The 20,105-nt window shown below is 61.7% G+C and carries 21 protein-coding genes; 16 read left to right on the plus strand and 5 right to left on the minus strand.

What is annotated here, in order from left to right:
- The first annotated feature begins 714 nt into the window (after positions 1-714).
- The 10 genes from ACSQ3E_RS26645 to ACSQ3E_RS26690 are packed head-to-tail and all read left to right on the plus strand — an operon-like array spanning position 715 to position 9,307.
- Positions 715-2,709 (plus strand): HAMP domain-containing methyl-accepting chemotaxis protein, encoded by a 1,995-nt coding sequence (locus ACSQ3E_RS26645; protein ID WP_436124973.1) that lies wholly within the window; start codon positions 715-717, stop codon positions 2,707-2,709.
- A gap of 7 nt (positions 2,710-2,716) precedes the next feature.
- Complete coding sequence (locus ACSQ3E_RS26650) at positions 2,717-3,019, plus strand: STAS domain-containing protein (protein WP_154387177.1); 303 nt, start codon at positions 2,717-2,719, stop codon at positions 3,017-3,019.
- Positions 3,016-3,381: a response regulator gene (locus ACSQ3E_RS26655; RefSeq protein WP_310327580.1), complete on the plus strand. Its 366-nt coding sequence runs from the start codon at positions 3,016-3,018 to the stop codon at positions 3,379-3,381. The genes ACSQ3E_RS26650 and ACSQ3E_RS26655 overlap by 4 nt, the downstream gene beginning before the upstream one ends.
- A gap of 25 nt (positions 3,382-3,406) precedes the next feature.
- On the plus strand, positions 3,407-5,578 hold the full coding sequence (locus ACSQ3E_RS26660; RefSeq protein WP_436124990.1) for a chemotaxis protein CheA: 2,172 nt from the start codon (positions 3,407-3,409) through the stop codon (positions 5,576-5,578).
- A 4-nt stretch (positions 5,579-5,582) separates the two neighbouring features.
- The gene (locus ACSQ3E_RS26665) at positions 5,583-6,047 is read left to right on the plus strand and encodes a chemotaxis protein CheW (RefSeq protein ID WP_154387179.1); all 465 of its coding nucleotides are present in this window, start codon (positions 5,583-5,585) and stop codon (positions 6,045-6,047) included.
- On the plus strand, positions 6,044-6,937 hold the full coding sequence (locus tag ACSQ3E_RS26670; RefSeq protein ID WP_310327589.1) for a CheR family methyltransferase: 894 nt from the start codon (positions 6,044-6,046) through the stop codon (positions 6,935-6,937). Before ACSQ3E_RS26665 ends, ACSQ3E_RS26670 begins: the two co-directional genes overlap by 4 nt.
- Positions 6,934-8,004, plus strand: coding sequence for a protein-glutamate methylesterase/protein-glutamine glutaminase (locus ACSQ3E_RS26675; protein WP_310327592.1), 1,071 nt, complete (start codon positions 6,934-6,936; stop codon positions 8,002-8,004). The genes ACSQ3E_RS26670 and ACSQ3E_RS26675 overlap by 4 nt, the downstream gene beginning before the upstream one ends.
- Positions 7,982-8,371, plus strand: coding sequence for a response regulator (locus tag ACSQ3E_RS26680; RefSeq protein ID WP_436124974.1), 390 nt, complete (start codon positions 7,982-7,984; stop codon positions 8,369-8,371). Before ACSQ3E_RS26675 ends, ACSQ3E_RS26680 begins: the two co-directional genes overlap by 23 nt.
- Positions 8,372-8,397: 26 nt before the next feature.
- A complete protein-coding gene (locus ACSQ3E_RS26685) occupies positions 8,398-8,904 on the plus strand; it encodes a chemotaxis protein CheD (protein ID WP_409014698.1) in 507 nt (168 codons plus the stop codon).
- A 22-nt stretch (positions 8,905-8,926) separates the two neighbouring features.
- Complete coding sequence (locus ACSQ3E_RS26690; protein WP_436124975.1) at positions 8,927-9,307, plus strand: hypothetical protein; 381 nt, start codon at positions 8,927-8,929, stop codon at positions 9,305-9,307.
- Positions 9,308-9,436: 129 nt separating this feature from the next.
- On the opposite strand, the gene ACSQ3E_RS26695 is transcribed toward ACSQ3E_RS26690, so the two are convergent.
- The gene (locus tag ACSQ3E_RS26695) at positions 9,437-9,805 is read right to left on the minus strand and encodes a winged helix-turn-helix transcriptional regulator (RefSeq protein ID WP_436124976.1); all 369 of its coding nucleotides are present in this window, start codon (positions 9,803-9,805) and stop codon (positions 9,437-9,439) included.
- A gap of 103 nt (positions 9,806-9,908) precedes the next feature.
- Between ACSQ3E_RS26695 and ACSQ3E_RS26700 the strand changes: the two genes are divergently transcribed.
- Together ACSQ3E_RS26700 and ACSQ3E_RS26705 are read left to right on the plus strand one after the other, a co-directional pair.
- Positions 9,909-10,793 carry an NAD(P)-dependent oxidoreductase gene (locus tag ACSQ3E_RS26700; RefSeq protein WP_436124977.1) on the plus strand — a complete coding sequence of 295 codons (885 nt, stop codon included), beginning with the start codon at positions 9,909-9,911 and terminating at the stop codon, positions 10,791-10,793.
- Positions 10,793-10,942 (plus strand): hypothetical protein, encoded by a 150-nt coding sequence (locus tag ACSQ3E_RS26705; protein ID WP_436124978.1) that lies wholly within the window; start codon positions 10,793-10,795, stop codon positions 10,940-10,942. The genes ACSQ3E_RS26700 and ACSQ3E_RS26705 overlap by 1 nt, the downstream gene beginning before the upstream one ends.
- 293 nt (positions 10,943-11,235) lie before the next feature.
- Here ACSQ3E_RS26705 and ACSQ3E_RS26710 read toward each other — a convergent pair whose 3' ends face one another.
- Positions 11,236-11,388: a hypothetical protein gene (locus ACSQ3E_RS26710; RefSeq protein ID WP_436124979.1), complete on the minus strand. Its 153-nt coding sequence runs from the start codon at positions 11,386-11,388 to the stop codon at positions 11,236-11,238.
- A 419-nt stretch (positions 11,389-11,807) separates the two neighbouring features.
- Between ACSQ3E_RS26710 and ACSQ3E_RS26715 the strand changes: the two genes are divergently transcribed.
- The 4 genes from ACSQ3E_RS26715 to ACSQ3E_RS26730 all read left to right on the plus strand — a co-directional run bounded on the left by ACSQ3E_RS26715 (position 11,808) and on the right by ACSQ3E_RS26730 (position 14,716).
- The gene (locus ACSQ3E_RS26715; RefSeq protein WP_436124980.1) at positions 11,808-12,842 is read left to right on the plus strand and encodes a PIN domain-containing protein; all 1,035 of its coding nucleotides are present in this window, start codon (positions 11,808-11,810) and stop codon (positions 12,840-12,842) included.
- A gap of 142 nt (positions 12,843-12,984) precedes the next feature.
- The gene (locus tag ACSQ3E_RS26720; protein WP_436124981.1) at positions 12,985-13,866 is read left to right on the plus strand and encodes a CBASS oligonucleotide cyclase; all 882 of its coding nucleotides are present in this window, start codon (positions 12,985-12,987) and stop codon (positions 13,864-13,866) included.
- Positions 13,859-14,410, plus strand: coding sequence for an SLATT domain-containing protein (locus ACSQ3E_RS26725; protein ID WP_436124982.1), 552 nt, complete (start codon positions 13,859-13,861; stop codon positions 14,408-14,410). Before ACSQ3E_RS26720 ends, ACSQ3E_RS26725 begins: the two co-directional genes overlap by 8 nt.
- Before the next feature lie 63 nt (positions 14,411-14,473).
- Entirely contained in the window at positions 14,474-14,716 is a 243-nt protein-coding gene (locus tag ACSQ3E_RS26730; protein ID WP_436124983.1) for a hypothetical protein, read from the plus strand.
- Between the two features lie 69 nt (positions 14,717-14,785).
- Here ACSQ3E_RS26730 and ACSQ3E_RS26735 read toward each other — a convergent pair whose 3' ends face one another.
- The 3 genes from ACSQ3E_RS26735 to ACSQ3E_RS26745 all read right to left on the minus strand — a co-directional run bounded on the left by ACSQ3E_RS26735 (position 14,786) and on the right by ACSQ3E_RS26745 (position 19,512).
- Entirely contained in the window at positions 14,786-16,300 is a 1,515-nt protein-coding gene (locus ACSQ3E_RS26735; protein ID WP_436124984.1) for a hypothetical protein, read from the minus strand.
- Complete coding sequence (locus ACSQ3E_RS26740; protein WP_436124985.1) at positions 16,293-18,665, minus strand: phospholipase D family protein; 2,373 nt, start codon at positions 18,663-18,665, stop codon at positions 16,293-16,295. The genes ACSQ3E_RS26735 and ACSQ3E_RS26740 overlap by 8 nt, the downstream gene beginning before the upstream one ends.
- 163 nt (positions 18,666-18,828) lie before the next feature.
- Positions 18,829-19,512, minus strand: coding sequence for a hypothetical protein (locus ACSQ3E_RS26745; RefSeq protein ID WP_436124986.1), 684 nt, complete (start codon positions 19,510-19,512; stop codon positions 18,829-18,831).
- Between the last annotated feature and the right edge of the window lie 593 nt (positions 19,513-20,105).

Below are 20,105 nucleotides of genomic sequence, written 5' to 3' on the forward strand. Positions count from 1 at the left end.
GGCGCAAAAAAATTCACGTGACTCTGCGGAATTTCGCAGCGTATCGACCTCTGAACTCTAACAAGCCCACTGCCAACAAAGGCAAGAATGAGGCAGATCGATAGCCGCCTTTCCGTTGAGTCACCGGGCAGCAACCGTTCGACAAAGCCCAAAAGGCGGCGGATTCGACTGTCAGCGGCGGCTTACATGGATCGGCGCCGACTAGGATCAAACCGGATTCAACTGGCCTATAACCTTGCAAGAGTACTGGATTATCTTAAGCCGATCATTCCCAATACCGGACGCTTAACTTCCAGACATTGCTTGCGCGACGCCAAAGACTCTTGCCGTACAAGTACTGATGACTCGGATCCTTGGCAGTGTTGCCGGCATTTACACTTGGGTAATTTCTTCTGAATACGTCGAGTCAACGAGATAGCTAAATTTTTAAGTACAGGGAGGGGTTCCTGTCGGCGCTCTCGGGGAATGGAATAGCAGGCAAGGCATGAGCATTTTCTAATAAGCCACGTTTGAAAAACCTCTCTTAGATCTCCTCCTTTTTCGAAGCAAAATACGCGCTGGCGACGCCGCCGGCGCCATCCCCTACTCACATTCCTGCATGTCTTCAGGCGATGCGAAGCGAAAAAGCTTCCCAGCGAACGGCCATACTTTGCCGGCGAAGAAGACCTGTGGGCCAGGCAACCACGTTCTACCTCGACGGCAAGGAAACGCCCAATGAGTTCCACCTACGATCCAACAGCCACCCACTACGGCGGTCCGCCGCCGAGAAGTGGCTTCTCCGCCGCCAATCTCTCAATCACGCGCAAACTGGTGCTTGCCTTCTCGGCGATCGTCATCGTCAGCCTCGTCGTCGGCGGGATGATGATGCGCGCACTGAGCCAGCTCGAAGCTGCCAGCGCGGAGCTTCAGGTGGCAAGCAGCGTTCTCAACACGCTCGGCAAAGCCGAAGCCCTGCACCTCGACCGCGCCAACATCGCCCGCACCTATGTGCTGAGCCTGCGCGAAGACGTCGCCAAGCGCTATCACGACACATCGCTGAACGTCGACAAGACCATCGTCGACGCCCGGGGCCGGCAGATCACCGACAAGGACGTGATCGCAGCGATCGACAATTTCCAGGCGGCTGCCAACAACTGGCGCAACGAGATTGGCGACCCGATCGTCCAGCTCGCCGGCAAGCCGGAAACCTATGATCGCGGCCGCGAACTCGCTGGTTCGACCCGCGCCTCGGAAGTGCAGGCCACCGTCCGCAAGGCGGTTGCCGAGATGCAGGCCGAAATTGGCAAGTGGGAAGAGGACACTGCGGTTCTCAAGAACGACGCCATTGCGACAGCACAGTACCTGCAGCTCGGAAGCGCCGGCCTGATCATCGCCATCCTCGTGGTGATCGCGCTGTGGCTCTCCAGCCAGATCGCGACGCCGGTCAACAACATGACGCAGGCGATGCGCAGCCTGGCTTCCGGCGACCTCAAGGTCGTGGTTCCGGCCATCGGCCGCCGCGACGAAGTCGGCCAGATGGCGTCCGCCGTGCAGACCTTCAAGGAAGCCGCGATCGAGAAGGTTCGCCTCGAGGCAGAAGCTGCCGAAACGCGTCGCCGCGCCGAGGAAGAAGCGGCTCTGCGCGCCGCGCAGAAGGCCGAGGAAGACCGCCAGGACATGGTTGCGATCTCGGCCCTGGGCCACGGCCTCGACGCTCTGTCGAAGGGCGACCTGATGCACCGCATCGACGCGCCGTTCCCCGACAAGCTGGTCAAGTTGCGCCAGGACTTCAACGAGTCGGTCGAAAAGCTGCAGCAGACGATGCTCAGCATCACCTCCTCCGTGAAGGCGATCCACGCCGGCACCGGCGAGATCTACACCGCTGCCGACGACCTGTCGCGCCGCACCGAACAGCAGGCAGCCAGCCTCGAAGAGACCGCAGCTGCGCTCGACGAGATCACCGCGACCGTCAAGAAGACGGCCGAAGGTGCGGTGCATGCCCGTGATGTCGTCTCGACGGCCAAGACCGACGCCGAGACCAGCGGCGTGGTGGTGCGCAAGGCGATCGACGCCATGGGCACGATCGAGAAGTCGTCCGAGCAGATCAGCCGCATCATCGGCGTGATCGACGAGATCGCCTTCCAGACCAACCTTCTGGCGCTCAATGCCGGTGTCGAAGCGGCTCGCGCCGGCGATGCAGGACGCGGCTTCGCCGTGGTTGCCTCGGAAGTGCGTGCACTTGCACAGCGTTCGGCGGAAGCCGCCCGCGAAATCAAGAGCCTGATCTCCGCTTCGACGACGCAGGTCGGCGAAGGTGTGAAGCTGGTCGCAGAGACCGGCAGGGCACTGGAGCGCATCGTCCTCCAGGTGGCCGAGATCAACGCGGTCGTCACCAACATCGCGGCCAGCGCGCATGAGCAGTCGACCGGTCTCGACCAGGTCAACTCGGCGGTCAACCAGATGGACCAGGTCACCCAGCAGAACGCTGCGATGGTCGAGGAATCGACTGCCGCGAGCCATTCGCTGTCCCAGGAAACCGAAGAACTGTCGCGCCAGATCAGCACGTTCCGGCTCGGCAAGCTCTCGGTCGTCGAAAACAGCCGCCCCGCAAGCGCCAAGTCTCCGGCGTCGCGCGCACCACGGCCCGAGCTGAAGGTTGCATCCTCGAGCTTCGGTTCTTCCGCAGCCCGTGCGATCGCTCCGGCGGCCGACGACTGGCAGGAGTTCTGAGCCAGCCATGACCACCGTGTCCGATCCTTCGCAACGGATACTCGAGCTTGCGGCAGCGCTGGACTTCAGGGCGGCAGCGCCTCTGACCGAAAGCCTGCTCGCAATGCGCGGAACCGCGCTGACCATCGATGCCTCGCGCGTGGAGCGGATCGGCGGTCAATGCCTTCAGGTTCTCCTGTCGGCGCAACAAACCTGGAGCGCGGATGACACCGCGCTCTCCTTCACCAACCTGACGCCCGGCTTCGTCGAAGGCCTGCGGCTCCTGGGCTTCTCGGAAGCGGATTTCACCAGGGAGGAGATGCCGGAATGAGCGCGACCATTTTGACCGTCGATGATTCTCGCACGATGCGCGAGATGCTGAAACTGGCGCTGACGCAAGCCGGCTACAGGGTCATTCAGGCCGAGGACGGCGTCCACGGCCTTGAGGTGCTGAAGAGCGAGACCCCGCGGGTCATCGTCACCGACATCAACATGCCCCGCATGGATGGTTTCGGCTTCATCGAGCATGTGCGTGCCGACGACACCTATCGCGGCATTCCGATCCTGGTGCTGACCACCGAGAGCGATGCTGAGAAGAAGGATCGTGCCCGCCGTGCGGGTGCGACCGGCTGGATCATCAAGCCTTTCGATCCTGCCAAGCTGATCGACGCCATCCGCCGCGTGTCGGCCTGAACCGGGAGACATGTCCGTGGATGCAATGGCAGCGGTCAAGCAGACCTTCTTCCAGGAGTGCGAGGAACAACTCGCCGAACTGGAAACAGGCCTTCTCGCAATGGAACGCGGGGAAGCCGAATCCGACACCGTGAACGCGGTTTTCCGCGCGGTGCATTCAATCAAGGGCGGCGCGGGCGCCTTCAGCCTCGAAGACCTGGTGCAATTCGCCCATGTCTTCGAAACAACGCTCGACCACGTCCGCAACGGCGCGCTGGAACCAACGGCCGACGTCATGGCCATCATGCTGCGCGCCGCTGACCTTCTGGCGGATCTCGTGGCGGCGGCACGTGACGGCCACACGGTCGACAGCGGTCGCAGCGAAGTGCTGGTCGGCGAGCTCACCGCGCTCAGCCCTGGCGGGGCCGAGGCGGAAGCCGAAGAAGAAGACGACATGAGCGACTTCTCCTTCACGCCCGTCACCGTGGCGTTCGATTTCTCGGACGCACCTGTCGAAACCGGGCGCAGCTACACGATCAATTTCAAGCCCAGGCCCGAACTCTATGCCAAGGGCAACGAGACGGTGCTGGTGCTGCGCGAACTGGAACGCCTCGGCGAACTGGACATCAGCTGCGACGCAAGCGGACTGCCGTCCCTCGCCGAACTCGATCCGGAAGGCGCCTATCTCGAATGGACCATCAAGCTCACCACCGAAAAGGGTGAGGACGCGATCCGCGAAGTCTTCGAATTTGTGGAGTGGGATTCCAGCCTGACCATCCAGGCAGCCGACGCCGGTTCCTCCGATGCCGAATCCGCAACGGACTCGACCGAAGACGCATTCGCTGCCCTGCTCCGCTCCATCCAGGGCGATGAGGCGGCTCTGCCGGCAACGACGGCGGAGATCATCCCGCTGCCTTTGGCCGAGGAACGCGAGGCTGTTGCTGAAGTCGAGGCCCAGCCGGCCAAGGCTGCCGCGGCGCGCAACAGCGAAGGCGGTGCCAGTGCCGCCGCCCCGCAGACCATCCGCGCCGATCTCGAACGTGTCGACCGGCTGATCGATCTCGTCGGCGAGCTCGTCATCAACCAGGCAATGCTGTCGCAGCGCGTCATGGAAGCCGGACACGTGCCCGGATCAGCGGTGGCCCTTGGCCTCGATGAACTCGAGCACCTGACGCGCGAGATCCAGGACTGCGTCATGGCCATTCGCGCCCAGGCGGTGAAGTCGGTGTTCCAGCGTATTCCGCGCCTGGTGCGCGAAGTCGCCAGCATGACCGGCAAACAGGTGCGCCTGATCACCGATGGCGAGGGCACAGAGGTCGACAAGACGGTGATCGACCGCCTGAACGACCCGCTGACCCACATGATCCGCAACGCTATCGACCACGGGCTGGAGAAGCCCGAGGTGCGCATCGCCGCCGGCAAGCCGGCCGAGGGCGTTGTGCGCCTGTCGGCGATGCACCGCTCGGGCCGCATCGTCATCGAGGTTGCCGATGACGGCGCTGGCATCAACCGTAGCAGGGTCAAGGCGATTGCCGCCGAGAAGGGCTTGATCGCGGCCGATGCCGTTTTGTCCGACGAGGAGATCGACAACCTGATCTTCCTGCCGGGCTTCTCCACGGCGTCCGAGGTGTCGAACATTTCCGGCCGCGGCGTCGGCATGGACGTGGTCAAGCGTTCGATCCAGGGTCTTGGCGGTCGCCTTTCGATCGCCTCGCGCCCCGGCAAGGGCTCGACCTTCACTATGAGCCTGCCGCTGACGCTCGCCGTGCTCGACGGCATGGTGGTGACGGTCGCCGACCAGACGCTGGTGGTGCCGCTGACGGCGATCATCGAGACCCTGCAGCCCAAGGCAGCCGACGTGCACGGCCTCGGCGGCGGCGCTCGGGTCATTGCGATCCGCGATACCTTCACACCGCTGATCGACGTCGGCCGCGAACTCGGCTTCCGCAACACCGCCACCGATCCACTGGCGGCCGTGGCGATCCTGGTCGAGACCGAAGGCGGCCGCCGCAGTGCCCTGCTCGTCGATACGATCCAGGGCCAGCGCCAGGTCGTCATCAAGAGCCTGGAGTCCAACTACCGGCATGTGCCGGGCATCGCCGCCGCAACCATCCTTGGCGATGGCCGCGTCGCTCTCATCATCGACGTCGACACCGTGATCGCCAATTCGCAGTCCGACGTGACCATTCTTGAACCCGTTCTTGCAGCAGCAGGGTGATGCCATGATCGAGACCACCAAACACGACAACAGCAGCCGCGAGCTCATCGCGTTCCGTATCGGCGAGCAGGAATTCTGCGTCGACATCATGTCGGTGCGTGAGATCAGAGGCTGGGCACCGGCGACCGTGCTGCCCAAGTCGCCACCCTACGTTCGCGGCGTCATCAACCTGCGCGGCGCGATCCTGCCGATCGTCGATCTCGCCGCCCGCCTCGGCTTCCAGCCGCCGGAACCGACCGTTCGCCATGTCATCATGGTGGCCCAGGTTGGCACGCAGGTCGTGGGGCTTCTTGTCGACGCGGTGTCCGACATCCTGTCGGTCACCGACGACGCCATCAAGCCGACGCCCGACGTCGCCTCCGACATGGCCAAGACCTTCGTGCGCGGCGTGCTGGCGATCGAAGGCCGGATGATCAGCCTGATCGCACTGGACAACGTCCTGCCGGCGCTTGAGCCGATCGCGGCATGACCACTCTGCAAATCGACAAGCCGCGCAGTCAGCGCCAGAGCCTTGTCGCCGGTGAGTTCGTGCTCACCGGCGAGGACATGCGGCAGATCGCGGCGATGCTCCATGCCGACGCCGGCATCCACCTGACCGAGGCGAAGGCGGCACTCGTCTACTCCCGGCTGTCCAAGCGCCTCAGGGCGCTCGGACTGGAGAGCTTCCGTGACTACTGCACCCTCATCGCCTCGCGCGAGGGCCTCGACGAGCGCCAGAAGATGCTGGCGGCGTTGACCACCAACGTCACCAATTTCTACCGCGAGCCGCATCATTTCGAGCATCTGGCCAAGCAGGTTCTGCCGCCGCTTCTCGATGCGGCGCGGCGCGGCGGCCGCGTCCGCATCTGGTCGGCGGCATGCTCCAATGGCGCCGAGCCCTATTCGATCGCCTTGACGATCCTGTCGCTGATGCCCGAGGCCGCCAACTACGACATCCGGGTTCTGGCGACCGACATCGACCCCAACATGGTCGCGTTCGGCCGCGAGGGCATCTACAGCGAGGCCGCCCTTCGCCCGGTGCCGCCGGACCTGCGCCGGCGCTGGTTCACGCCGGTGCGCTCGGGCGATAGCACCTCGTACAGCGCCGCCGACGAAATGCGCACCATCGTCGCCTTCCGCGAACTCAACCTCATCGGCGCGTGGCCGATGAAGGGCCGCTTCCAGGCGATCTACTGCCGCAACGTCGTCATCTATTTCGAGGAGGCGACGCAGTCGCGGATCTGGAGCCGTTTCGTGCCGCTGCTGACAGCGGGCGGTACGCTCTATATCGGCCATTCCGAGCGCGTCTCGGGGCCTGCGACCGCGGACTTCCAGCCCGAGGGCATCACCACCTACAAGCTGCGCGAGGGCGCCGCATGAAGCCGGTTCGCGTTCTCATCGTCGACGATTCCGCCACCATGCGCACGCTGCTTTCGGCAGTGCTGCGTCTCGACCCCGCCATCGAGGTCGTCGGCCATGCCGCCGACCCGCTGGAGGCCCGCACCAAGATCAAGGAACTCAATCCCGACGTTATCACGCTCGACGTCGAGATGCCGAATATGAACGGGCTCGAATTCCTCGAGAAGATCATGCGGCTCAGGCCGATGCCTGTGATCATGGTGTCGAGCCTGACATCAAGGGATGCCACGGCCACGATCACGGCACTCGAGATCGGCGCCTTCGACTGCATTTCCAAGGCATCCTTCAGCGACGACCGGGCTTTCGGCACGCTGCAGGCGACGGTGAAGGCAGCGGCACGCGCCCAGATTCGTCCGCTGGCGACGAGCCAGCCGAGTGCCCAGCGCGAGCAGCCTGCTGCCAATGCCGACTATGTGCCGAACGGCAAGATCGTGGCGATAGGTTCGTCGACGGGTGGCGTCGAAGCGCTGATCACAGTGCTGTCGCAGTTCCCCGAGAACTGCCCGCCGACGGTGATCACCCAGCATATGCCGGCGGCTTTCACCAAGAGCTTCGCCGAGCGCCTTAACCGCATGTCGCGGCCACGCGTCAGCGAGGCCGTCGATGGCGCGCCGCTGACAACGGGGCATGTCTACCTCGCCCCGGGCGGGGCCACGCATCTCGAGATTTCGGGCCCCGGCCAGTTGCGCTGCCGGCTGCGCAGCACCGATCCGGTCAATGGCCACCGGCCGTCCGTCGACGTGCTGTTTGCCTCGGTCGCCAGGGCGACGGGTTCCAAATCAGTCGGCGCGATCCTGACCGGCATGGGCCGCGACGGTGCTGCCGGGCTGCTGCAGATGCGCCAGGCCGGCGCCGGCACGATCGGCCAGGACGAAGCCACCAGCCTTGTCTACGGCATGCCCAGGGTCGCCTTCGAAGTCGGCGCGGTCGAGCGGCAGGCGCCGCTGGACAAGATCGCCTCCCACATCCTCGCGCTCACGCGCTCGAATTCCAATGGAGCTAAAAATGTCCTTCCTCGAACACTTTAAGGTTCTCGTTGTCGACGATACGACGACCAGCCGCATGCTCATCACGGATGCGCTGCAGGAGATGGGCATCCGCAAGATTTCCATCGCCAAGGACGGCGAGCAGGCGCTGCGCATGATGATGGAGCAGCCCTCGCATATGGTCATCTCCGACTTCAACATGCCGAAGCTCGACGGGCTGCAGCTGTTGAAGGCGATCCGCTCCTACGGCCCGACCCGGGCGACGCCGTTCATCCTGTTGACCGGCAAGGGCGACCGCCAGCTGCTGGAAGCCGCCGTGTCACTCGGCGTCAACAACTTCCTGACCAAGCCGTTCACCACGCCGGCGCTCAAGAAGGCCATCGAAGCAATCGTCGGGATCCTTAAGTGACACTGGCAAACCAGCGCATCACCGTCATGCGCGGCGAGTACCACGTGGTCGACCGGGAGGACGTCGTGCTGACGACCATTCTCGGCTCCTGCGTCGCCGCCTGCATCCGCGATCCCTTTGCCCGGACCGGCGGTATGAACCACTTCCTGCTGCCCGGCAACAATGGGCGCTCGTCGCTCGACGCCCAGAGCTACGGCGTCCACCTGATGGAGCTGCTCGTCAACGGCCTGTTGCAGCGTGGCGCCCATCGCCACCGGCTGGAAGCCAAGCTGTTCGGCGGCGCGCGAACCATCGAGGGTCTGTCGGACATCGGGGCGATGAATGGCGAGTTTGCCGAGACGTTCCTGCGCAACGAAGGCATCAGCATCGTCGGCGGCGACCTCGGCGGCGATCGCGGCCGACGTGTCGAATACTGGCCGTTGTCAGGCCGCGCCCGCCAGGTCATGCTCTCCGGCGACAAGGGTTTTGTTGCGCCTGTTCCGCCCAAGCAGCCGCCGGTCGCGCCTTCGGGCGGTTCCGTCGAGTTCTTCTGATCTTCTGAAAGGCCCTTCCGCCATGCCATCGCGTGCCAGTGCACTTTGCCATGAGACGCCTGTGTCCGTATCCGACCTGCTCGGACGGGTGAGCACCGAGCTGAACGACATCGCAGCACAGGTGGAACGGCTGCATCCGCTGGTTTCCGCGCAGAGCGGCCAGCTCGCCGCCAACGACCCACACTATGCGCAGGCGCTGCAGAGTTTTGACCACATCGAGCAAAAACTGCGATGCTTAGCCGGCTATCTCGACGGTCTCGGCGCAGCGTCAACCCCGAGCTGGCAGCTCGATCCGCACGCAGCACTCGCCGCGATCACGCTATCGGACCTCGCATCGCGCCTGGCCGGCCAGAATTCCTCGTCACTGAGCGCCGCGCCATCTGGCGATTTCGAGCTGTTCTAGCTGCGACGGTGCAAAGCACTGCGCAGCAAACTCCCTCACACCGGGGAATAGGTTTTCGGATACAAATCGTAACATGCCGCAGCAGCGGCACGTTGCGGCGAATGACTGATATGCAGGCCTGCCTTCCGCCTAGCGGCTGGCGGACATCGTCTCCTGTTCCCGTCGTCGCCAACGTTCTTCGATCTCCGCGCCATGCTCTTCGCCCCACCGGCCAACGGGGGTGAGGGCGGTCGCCAACGATGTTCCGAGTTGAGTTACCGTATACTCCACTCTCGGCGGTATCTCGCCAAAATCCTCACGAGCAAGAAGTCCATCCTCCTCCATCTGGCGGAGCTGCTGGATGAGCATCTTTTCGCTGATCCCAGGCACCAGCCGTTTCAACTCACCGAAGCGTCGCGGCTTGATGTGCACTTCCCAGAGGATCAGAGCCTTCCATTTCCCACCAATCACATTGAACGCCGGACCGAGTCCGCAGCTATGAGGTTGTTTTCTACGCATGGCGTGGTTCCGAACATCTGGCACATACTTTTTGGTAGGTACTTGTTAAAAGTCAAGTACATGGCGATCTTGCCGCTGGCGAAAGCAAACAGGATAAGAAGCCATGAATGACGTTTCTCTCATCGGGCTAGGCGCCATGGGGCAGGCACTGGCGGGATCTCTCATCAATGCCGGACACAAGGTCACGGTATGGAACCGAACCGCTTCCAAGGCTGAACCACTCGTGGAAAGGGGAGCAATCCAGGCGCGAACCGTGGAAGAAGCGATCCATGCGAGCCCGGTCACGATCATCTGCCTACTGGACTATTCCGCCGTCCGCGAAACGATCGAGCCTGCGGCAGAGGCGCTTTCGGGGCGGTTACTGATCAATCTGACCAACGGCACACCGCGGGAGGCGCGAGAACTGTCCGTGTGGGCGGAGCGCGAGCGCATCGGCTACATCGACGGCGGCATCATGGCGATCCCGTCCATGATCGGTGCGGACGGTGCCTCCATCTTCTATTCAGGATGCCGCGAAGATCTGCTGGACAAGCAAAAAACGTTGCTCGAGAGTTTGGGCAAGGTGGTCTTTGCAGGAGCCGAGCCCGGAGCCGCCTCACTGCTTGACCTGGCGCTAAACGGTGCCATGTATGGAATGGTCGGTGGCGCATTGACCGCGATGGCCACGGTCAACTCAGCTGTAGAAGCCGAAGCATTCACCAATGACCATCTCATCCCCTATCTGAATGGTATTGCATCATTCCTGCCGCATCTTGCGCGTCAGATCGACAATGGAAGCTTCGGGGAGAATGTCACGGCGACCCTTGCCATGCAGTCGATCGGATTTCGCAACATCCGGCGGGCCAGCGAAGAACAGGGCGTCAGCACAGAGCTTCTTGATCCGATTCAGTCCCTGCTCGATCGGGGGGTAGCCGCCGGCCTTGGCGGCGAGGAGTTTTCGAGCATCGTAAAGCTGCTCGCACCTGGCAAATTCGGCATTTCCCAATAATGGCAGCCGAGCCACAGCAGGAATATCTCGCGAAATGCCAGTGCGGCATCTGCGCGGCTTCCATGCACTTGATCGCGCCGAGCAACCCCTCTTCTGCTATTGCTGCTCTGGCATTTGCTTATGCCTGGAACCCCAAACAGCCCGCCTAGGTTTTGCCTAGCCGGGCTGTTTGATTGTTGGTTTTGGTTTCGGGCTTTTTTTGTTTTGTCCCGCTTCGTTGGCTTTTGCCTGTTGCGCGCGTCTGTTGCCGCTTCAACTCGGCCGTCGCGAGCGTCCAAATAGCGAGCGACAGGCAGTTGGGACTGCAACCAAAAACACGCCCGGAGCAAGGCTCACGGGAGTGTCGTTAGCAATGGTCTTGGTTCCAGGCTTCGGCATTTTGTCCCGCTTTGTCGGCTGCGGCCTCCTTGCGGGCCCCCGCTGCATTTTCATCTCTCTCGCGTCACCGGCGTGCGGATAGCAAAAAGCCCGCCGTGGTTTTCACCTTGGCGGGCTTTTGTTTTGGTTGCGGGGACAGGATTTGGCCTTTTTGTCCCGCTTCGTCGGCTATCGCCTCCTTGCGGGCCCCTTGATGCAGGTTCAACTCGACCGTCACCAGCGTCCGAATAACAAAACAGCCCAGACGAGCTGGGCTGTTTTGTTATTTGGTTGCGGGGACACGCAACTACCGATTCCGACATTTGCTTCAGATCGCAGTTTGAAAGAGATAGCCCCAGGAATCATCCATGTGGGACGGTCGAGTAGATCCAAAGGGTGCAGGGGAGCGGCCGCTGGAATGACCGACATGGGGCCGACAACGGCCCGTCTGCAATCGGGGATGGCCGCGGTTCAGCGGCCGACCTCGAGCCGGCCATTCGGGAAGGTACTTGTCGATCCTGACGGCGGAAAGCGCGACAAGGGCCTTCTGACATCGTGTCAGCGTGTGACTGCCACCCACCACGGACGAGACAGCGGGTGGTGACCATGCGCTTGGAAGCCGCTAGCCTCCGCACTCGACCTTTTTGCGGGGCTAAGATGAAGTTCAAACTACTTATCGACACATCAGTGTGGCTGGATCTCACGAAAGACCCGCGCCACCTGCCATTGCTGGACGCGCTAGTCGCGGTGACGGAAGCGGGCGAAGTTGAACTGATTCTGCCGCAGATGATTCTAGACGAGTTCGCCCGCAATCGGGCCCGGGTAATGGCATCCAGCCGCGCCAGCCTGTCGAGTCACTTCAAACGGGTGAAGGACGCAATTGTGCAGTTCGGACCGGAGGACGGCCAGAACGAGGTCCTAAAGCAGCTGAACGAGATTGAACATCGCCTCGCCACTGGCGGCGAGGCCGTGAATGAAGCGGTTGGCCTAATCGACAACCTGTTTACATCGACCGAGCCGATCCCTGTCAGTGAGAGCGTAAAGGCCCGAGCAGCGGATCGCGCCATCGCCAAGGTCGCCCCGTTCCATCGGCAGATGAACGGCATCGGCGACGCGATAATCATTGAGATGTACATCGACGCATGCACAAAGCGGGAGGGCGACGACGTGCTCGCGTTCGTCACGCACAACATCCACGACTTCAGTCAGAAGGGTGCCGACACCCGCTTACCGCACCCGGACCTCGCGGCTCTCTTCGACGGGGTACACTCGCGCTACTCAACCAGCCTTGGCGCGCTCTTGAACGAGTTCGCCAGCGACCTAATCGAGGAGGTCACCTTCGACCGGGAATACAACCAACAGTCTCGGGCGCTGTCCGAACTGCTCGAAGCCGAGCACAAGTTAACGACGCAGATTTGGTACGGCCGAAAGTGGGGCATCATCGGCGCCGTTGAGAGCGGGAAAGAGAAGCGAGTTCCAAGGGAGGTCTGGGAGGCGGGAACGCCCGAAGAGCGGCGGGGCATGATCGTGGACGATATATGGGACGGAATGATCGCCGCCATGAAGTCCGCTGAAGAGAAGTACCCTGACGAATTAGGCCCTTGGACCGATTTCGAGTGGGGAATGCTCAGCGGCAAGCTGTCCGCTGTTCGTTGGGTGCTCGGCGACGAATGGGACATGCTAGACACTTGAGCTACTTGTAACCAACAAATACCCATCCTCCTGGAAATCTGCCGCCAAGGGTAAAGAAACAAGGGCGCCGATCCAGCAAGCCCATTGCAGTGCGTATGTTTCGAGCTACACATATTGACTTGATTGAGTGCTTGGGCGGAAAATGGCTACTACAGTTCAACAGAGCTTTGCTCAGCTCAGGTCCAACCTTGAGATCACGGATCTACAATCCGAAACTGTATCGACCCGGCAATCCCGTGTGCGTGATGTAATGCAAGCGGGAATGCAGGTTAACGATACATTCCTGACCGGCTCATACGCTCGCCACACTATGATTTCGCCGCTGAAAGAAGCGGACATCGATATCTTTTGCGTGCTCGAAAACAGATACTTCCATTGGTACAACGGACAGAACGGTGGTCCGCCGGCGCTCCTCGATTTTGTCAAGAGAACGCTGCTCAAGACCTACACATCGACCCCAAGCATCTCCCGTAATGGTCAAGCGGTGACCATCCGGTTCACCGACTTCGTCGTCGATGTTGTCGTAGGGTTTCACCGTCAAGGCGGCGGATACCTCATCCCCAATTCTGTAACAAACAGCTGGCTCTCCACTGACCCTAAAAAGCACGTCGAGTTGATGAGTGCCGCCAACAGATATCACAACGGCAATTTGGTCCCGGTCATCAAGATGCTAAAGGCATGGAACAAGAGCCACGGCTCCTTTTTCCGGTCTTTCCACATCGAGGTATTGGCACTCCAGATTTTCACCAATGTGACTATCACCGACTTCCCCTCAGGGGTCCGGTTCTTCTTCGACAAGGCTAGAGCGGCGGTGAGGACAAAAAACCTAGACCCTGCCGGCTATGGCGACGACATCGGGAGATACATTGACAATCCGTCCAAAGGTGACGAGGCGGTTGGGAAGCTCCAAGCCGCGCTCAATATCGCCCTCCTGGCTGAACAGCACAACGCCGTAAACCGCAACCGAGACGCCATCGAGCAGTGGCGGCGCCTCTTCCCGGACCACTTTCCCGCTTATGGCTGAAGTCATCACCACCGGCGAGCGGCCGCCATCGAAAACCCGCGACCAAGTGATCATCGAGGCCAAGCGTCTTGAGGAAAGCACGCTTTACTCGTGCAAGGGGCACCATCAAGCAGCGCAGAGGTGGAAGACGTGGCACCTTTGGTTGGGCATTCCCACCGTCGTCATCTCCGCATTGGTCGCCTTCACCAAGACCGCCGAGCAAAATCCACTTGTAGCTGCCGCAGCGGTGATCTTTGCAATTGTCGTTCCGGTTCTTTCGGGTATCACGACTTTCCTCAACCCCAACGAAAAGGAGGCTGCCCACCTAGCAGCTGCCCACGCCTATGACAGACTGAACAACGCAGCACGTATGTTTTGGTCGATCGACTGCTGGGCTGCGGATGCGACTGACGAGGGTCTGACGAGCCAGCTCCGGTCGCTGGTGGCGGAAAAGGACGATTTGAACAAGGCAAGCCCCCAAATCCCGAAGTCAGCTTACAAGAAGGCTAAGAAGGGTATTGAGGATGGTGAGGCATCGTTCAAGGTGGACTCGGCTTCGAAATAATTCGGAGCCGGCGAAGCCCGCAATACCCGACTACGACAGTCTGTTTTGGGCAGGGCCGCCATCGTGTTCATTGGCACCTGCGCCGGCGCGGTGCCACTGGCCAACATGAGCGAAGGTAATTTCTCGACGACGCAAGAGGCCTTTGCCGGATCTCTATTAGCGACTCCGTCTATCGCGGAAGATCTGGACTGGAAGGCCTTCTGCTTCAAGCTGGCTGACCAGGTCCTGTTCTTCACGACTTCCCTGAGGCTGGTCGGGTCGGAAACAACAGACGCAAAGGTGTCGAACGGATCCGTGCAACTTTGACGACGCGGTCAAGCAGTGGGTGCAGTTTGCGAGGCTCCAGTCGCGCCGTGCTTTGCCTGGAGAGCGAGGTCAGGCCACCACCTCCGGAAGGAGGCCGCACTCGGCGGCCAGGGAGATAGCTGTTTCTATCCTATCCGGAGTGGGCGCGGGAGTGAGTCTGCTCCTGCCCGGCAGCGCCGTCCAGCCACCCTCTTCCATCACCACCTTGAGGCGCAGGATCGTCTTGCCGCCGCCGCGCGCGTCCTGCAGCCCTCTTCCTACCGCCCAGTAGATGTGTTGCGCTATCGCCCATGTCTCGATCGCGTGACGGACGAGTTCGCGCGCTCGCATATGTCGGCGGGCGTTTGCTTCCTTGGCCGCCCTTCGCAGAGGTAGGCGATCTTCCCGGTCGAAGGTTTCCGGGTCGTGCGGCGAGTGGGCGATGCACAGGGCGAGCGCTTGCGCGATCGCGGCCGCGAGGCCTTCCCTTGTCTGGCTGCGTAGCGCGTCGGCAATAGCTGCCGTCGCGGACGATGGTGGCGTTGTGGGGTCCGTTCCGTCCAGCCAATCCGATGCAGATCCGGCCCCGTCGATTGCGGCTTCGGCGAGGAAGGCGGAGGCCAATGCGGGGGTGCCTAGCGGGCCATCCGACTGGGCCAGCCTGTCCAGCGTCCATGCGAGAAGTGACTCCACGGCATAGCGGAACAGTTGCCTGTATTGGAGCCGCCGCCACCGCGTTGCCGCTCTCTCCAACCCTTCGGGGACTTCGAAGCCGGGGTCTTCCCCGGCGAGAGCCGACCTCACCGCTTCGGTCGAACCCAGTTGGGGGCGGGCGGCTGCGTGCAGAAGGAGCTTCATACCTTCAGCTCGAGTCTCCGTAGCAAGGTCGCCAGTCAGGGTTCTCGCTGCATGTCTGCGTTCTTCTTCCGTCAGTTCGTCGGGCATCCATCCCTGCGCCCATGCAAGTGCTTCTTCTCTCGTGACCGTCGCCGGGCCGAAACCCGAAAATGCAGGATGGCCGAGCCGGTCGGCAATCCTGGCTTCGAATGAATCGAGAGCCGCGTCGACATCGGTTGGCGGAACGAGAATCTTTGCGTTCACGTCGTTGCGTCCGAGCCACCCCAGGGACTTGAGGCCTGGTCCGTAATTCACTGCGGCCGAGAGCGACGTACTGTCCGCGCGACCTTCTCGGAAGGCCTTCCACGCAGCTCCGTGGAAGTCCATCTTCTGCGCACCCAGTATCGGCGCCATGGCCTGCCGTCCCGGAATATCCGCCTGAGTTCCCGAGATGAAAACAGACCAGGCGAAGATGACCTCGCAGCGTGCCACAAAGTCTTCGAGGACCGTTGCGTCGGTATCCGGCCTGCCCTCGGCCTTGGCAAGCCTCAGCGCACGCCGCCACGCCCAGGAGACGAAGGAGAATGGCCTGACGTGTTTTGCAACGTTGTTTAGTCCGTCAGTCACCATATTCATCAGGTCAAAGTTCGTCTGTCGCAGGCCGCACGGATCTATCGAGGAATGAGCGATCTGAGTGTCGTCGACGACGGTGGGTCCATCCGCCGCGCTCGCCTCGGAGAGGATTTCGGCCATTGTCCGCTTAGCCATCGACACCCTCCGGCAGAACGAGAACTTTCTGGCAGCAGTTGGTCGATCGGGCCACGCCGAGGCTTCTTAGCCTTCCCTGTTCGATCTTTGGTAGTGTCATGCGGCGGTTGCAGCACGATCCCGTACCGCTCATTATATAGACTCGGCGCCGAGCAGTTTCGGATACGAAAGCGTCTGCCATCAGCCGCGCTTCCGAGGGACACGAGCCGAGCAGTTCGGCATATCCGTCGCGGGGACTGCCGTCTGCCAGCGCAGCGGCGTATGCCCCTGCCTGCTCGCGCCACGTCCTGATTTCTAAGATCCTGGCCCATACCTTTTCGTAGGAAGCCTCGTGCCCCATTGCGGCGATGAACGGTTCCGCTGGCTTCACGGGGGGGCGATCGCCGTCGAAGTCGCCACTGGCCCTCATGATGCGCTGGCGCGCTGCGCGCGCTGAGTCCGGGGACGGATCAGGTCCACACAGGGCGAGGATCGCCGATGCGGCCTCTTCGTCCAGAGGTCCTTCCACGGCAGCGGCGCAGTAGGCATCCACCACCTGCTTCAGCCACTGTTCGGCCTTGCCTGCGGTTACCCTGTCGGCAAGCCTGTCACATGCATAGGCCACCAAGGTCATCGCCCTGAGCGCCGTCTCGCGGCTGGCTCCCTTCCCAAGCATGGCGTTGACAACCCGATCGAGGACTTCGAGGGGATCCCGATTGGCCCCGCCGTCGGCCTTTCCGGACTTAGGCTTCTGCCGGCCGTTGCCCGGTTTAGGTTCGTCTTCGTTGTCATCGCGACCGATCGGGCCGCGGCGCTCTTTGAGGGCGGAGAGGAGGGCATCTACGAACCGTGCCCAGCCCCGTCCCGTTTCCCCGCCGCCCGGCATCGCCGTAGCCGAGCCGCCCGTGCTACACAAACTCGATGTCGGGATCATGGAATGCCCCGTCGGCTTAGGTGCCGCGCCTCCTCCGCCTCCGGCGATCTCGGGCCGGAGGAAGCCGGGATTGTCGTGCGCCCATTCAAGGAGCACGCGGAAATCGTCCGGCGTTTCGGTGCCACCGAGAATAGCTATGAGACTGGCAGCAGCCTTTCCTGCGAACCGCCTCAGGCCCGTAATTGCCGAGAGAGATGCAAACCCTTCGGCGGCGCTCTGTCCCGCCTCGACCCTGAACACGACGCGCCCGCCTCGAAGCGACGCGGCCTCGAAGCCGGGGATCGCGACACAGAAGCTCCCGTCATCGTCGAGCAAGGCATCGGCGAGCGGCTTCCATCCTGCGGGACCATAGTGAAAGAGCTGGGCAGCCCCTTTCATCCTGGGCGAGAGCACGCGTCCCGTGATTGCGTCGCCAGTTACGGATGCGCGCAGCACGCCGGGAAGCGGGCCATCGTTTTCTGTTTCGTTTTCCAGCGGGAGAACGGGAGTCGGGACTGCCGCGCGGACTAGATGCCATCTGACCATCGAGCCGCGCTGCACGCGCGCCACACAGGTTTCAACGTTCAGACCGGTCAGCGCTGCGCTGGAGGCGTTCGCGCTTCCGGAGACGATAAGCCTGCCTTTTCTGCAGGCCACTTCAAATGCCTTTGCGTGCAGCTTCCTGTTTGCCGTCTCTGTAAAAGGTTCTGCCGCCACTGCAATGACCCGGGATTTCGCACCGAACGGCCAGTTGGCTCCTGCCGTACCCCGCACCGTACCTCCTGGATGCGCGTGAACGTGCACTTCTTCCAGCTTCAGCCGACTGCAGAGGTCGTCGATCGCTCCGCCGCCGTCCCAGAAAGGCGCGGCAACCGTTAGCCGGGTCGCGCCGCCGAGTTCTCCGGCGATGTCTTCCATGGACTTGGCGATGCTTCCTTCGAGGCTGTGTAGGAAGCGCACCGAACCATCCCCGCGTCCGCGGCCAGCCGCGCGCGAGAGATCCTGTGCGAGGGACGCGCACGCTTCCTGCGCCCCGTGGATAATTCCCCGCTGGCCGCCGAGCAGTTCAAAGAACCGCGAGGCCCCGTGGAAGGCATCGGCAGCAAACGACGGATGAAGGTGCTCGGCCGTCTCGAGATTGCGGCCCCATCCGCTGAACGTGAGGTTACCCGATCCGACGATGAGATGGCAGTCCTCGTCGGATACGAAAGCAGACACCTTGGGGTGAAAGACCCCGTTGCTGACGGAAACGGGTTCGATCTCGTAGTCGCGGCCCGCGCGCTGCGCTCCCTGCTCGCTCAGTCCGGATCGGATTCCTTCAACGTCGGCGAGGATCAGCGCCTCCAGGCTGCGGCCCCGCACGAGTGCATCGAGAACGACGGATTCGAAGAACGACAGGCTGAGCGCGTAGGTGGTGAAGACCGCCTTTCGCCACGGCTGGATTCCTGCGATTTCGGTAGGCTGGAATCCCAACTTACGTCCCCCTCGCACCTGTCAGTCGGGCTTCATAGCATCGATAGGCTTAAGAAAGGCGTATCCGAGAAAGGCGCGCAACGACGATGCCAAGCCAGATAAGCGTTGCGATTTCGCGGGTGTTCAGCTCCATCGGGTAACACTAATGCCCCTGTCGCCGAACTCAAAGCGTGCCAGTCGCGACCTTCGGAAAGTCGTTTGGATCGAAGAATGGGTCCTTATCCCAATTCATCTCGATTGCCATGATTTCACGTAGCAGAACCGCTTCCCAATGTTGTAGGAAGCCGTCCGACGCGGCGAAGTCAGGCACCAGAATTTCCATTATGAGGCCGACCCTGTCGTAGCTCTTCTGCTTGCCGAACGCCGTCCGGTTGGAAATGCCAAAACGGAAGAGATCGCCGGAGGGATCGATAGCGTGAAACGCCTCGATCAGCCTCTCGGTCTGAGCTAATCGGGCGTCTTCGCGAAACCGGTAACCGGATTGGTCGAGCCAATCCCTGCAATGTGTCCAGATGGCCTTCAGGTCATGAGAATAGAGCAGCCTAGTTTCTATCTTCCCGCCTTTTTGGCCGACCATGTCGGCCAACGCCTTCAGGCGAAGCTCCAGCGTCTGGCGCACCAAGTGGGAAAGTGGAGCAGTCCAGTTTCCCATTCCGCTCTTCTGATAGGTTTCAATGACCAGATCCGCGGCCATTTGGAAGTCGAGGGCCAATTCGGCATAGCTGCTTTGGCCGTTGTGGTTTTCGACGTAATAGATGCCGGAGACGGTGTCAGCGCTTTCGGCGGTGGGACCCGTCCAAATCTCGTGATGAAAGCGTGGATCGTCTGCGGGAGGTTTCTGTTTCATCGGATTACCTAAGCTGATAGCGGCAGGGAGGGCGCCGCCTACCTGCTCCCCATTATTGAGAGTTACGGTAACCGGAAATGCAAGTTACGGGTTTGCGCACGATCAGGCGAGAATATGCTGATCGCCGGAATGTCTGCTTTAGCGACTGACTGTCTTAGACCAGGCCGTCTGCAATCCACCAATCTGAAACATAAGTGTCTACGTAGCGGACCGGCAGCTTTCAGGATCGCGAACTGGTGGGGCGAACGGCCAAGATGGAGCACAGAGCCTTCGTTGAATAGGCTTGGCGAAAGCGACTGTTCGAGTCAGATCGGCCAAGCCGCACCGCTGAACCACTGCGCGTGACCGAAGGTAGCACTGTTCCGGGCTAAACGGCCCAACACGCAACCTTTCAGGAAGCGATATATCTGCGTGCCGATCTGCAGCGCAAGCGCTGTGCATGTCCGGGATCTTCCAACCTATGCGAGGCTGCCGGCTGCCGGAGCAACTACCATGTGCATGCGAAGGTACTGAAATCTCTCATAAAAGCCGGGCAGTATGCCCGCGACCGGCCGGCATGCACAGGAAAACGCAAGCCATGCCAATGGCTTAAT

This window comes from Aminobacter sp. LjRoot7 (genome assembly GCF_964252895.1).
GTDB lineage: Bacteria > Pseudomonadota > Alphaproteobacteria > Rhizobiales > Rhizobiaceae > Aminobacter > Aminobacter aminovorans_B.

Coding starts and splice junctions, on each gene's coding strand:
- ACSQ3E_RS26645 (WP_436124973.1), top strand. CDS start 715: ATGAGTTCCACCTACGATCCAACAGCCACCCACTACGGCGGTCCGCCG.
- ACSQ3E_RS26650 (WP_154387177.1), top strand. CDS start 2,717: ATGACCACCGTGTCCGATCCTTCGCAACGGATACTCGAGCTTGCGGCA.
- ACSQ3E_RS26655 (WP_310327580.1), top strand. CDS start 3,016: ATGAGCGCGACCATTTTGACCGTCGATGATTCTCGCACGATGCGCGAG.
- ACSQ3E_RS26660 (WP_436124990.1), top strand. CDS start 3,407: ATGGCAGCGGTCAAGCAGACCTTCTTCCAGGAGTGCGAGGAACAACTC.
- ACSQ3E_RS26665 (WP_154387179.1), top strand. CDS start 5,583: ATGATCGAGACCACCAAACACGACAACAGCAGCCGCGAGCTCATCGCG.
- ACSQ3E_RS26670 (WP_310327589.1), top strand. CDS start 6,044: ATGACCACTCTGCAAATCGACAAGCCGCGCAGTCAGCGCCAGAGCCTT.
- ACSQ3E_RS26675 (WP_310327592.1), top strand. CDS start 6,934: ATGAAGCCGGTTCGCGTTCTCATCGTCGACGATTCCGCCACCATGCGC.
- ACSQ3E_RS26680 (WP_436124974.1), top strand. CDS start 7,982: ATGTCCTTCCTCGAACACTTTAAGGTTCTCGTTGTCGACGATACGACG.
- ACSQ3E_RS26685 (WP_409014698.1), top strand. CDS start 8,398: ATGCGCGGCGAGTACCACGTGGTCGACCGGGAGGACGTCGTGCTGACG.
- ACSQ3E_RS26690 (WP_436124975.1), top strand. CDS start 8,927: ATGCCATCGCGTGCCAGTGCACTTTGCCATGAGACGCCTGTGTCCGTA.
- ACSQ3E_RS26695 (WP_436124976.1), bottom strand. CDS start 9,805: ATGCGTAGAAAACAACCTCATAGCTGCGGACTCGGTCCGGCGTTCAAT.
- ACSQ3E_RS26700 (WP_436124977.1), top strand. CDS start 9,909: ATGAATGACGTTTCTCTCATCGGGCTAGGCGCCATGGGGCAGGCACTG.
- ACSQ3E_RS26705 (WP_436124978.1), top strand. CDS start 10,793: ATGGCAGCCGAGCCACAGCAGGAATATCTCGCGAAATGCCAGTGCGGC.
- ACSQ3E_RS26715 (WP_436124980.1), top strand. CDS start 11,808: ATGAAGTTCAAACTACTTATCGACACATCAGTGTGGCTGGATCTCACG.
- ACSQ3E_RS26720 (WP_436124981.1), top strand. CDS start 12,985: ATGGCTACTACAGTTCAACAGAGCTTTGCTCAGCTCAGGTCCAACCTT.
- ACSQ3E_RS26725 (WP_436124982.1), top strand. CDS start 13,859: ATGGCTGAAGTCATCACCACCGGCGAGCGGCCGCCATCGAAAACCCGC.
- ACSQ3E_RS26735 (WP_436124984.1), bottom strand. CDS start 16,300: ATGGCTAAGCGGACAATGGCCGAAATCCTCTCCGAGGCGAGCGCGGCG.
- ACSQ3E_RS26745 (WP_436124986.1), bottom strand. CDS start 19,512: ATGAAACAGAAACCTCCCGCAGACGATCCACGCTTTCATCACGAGATT.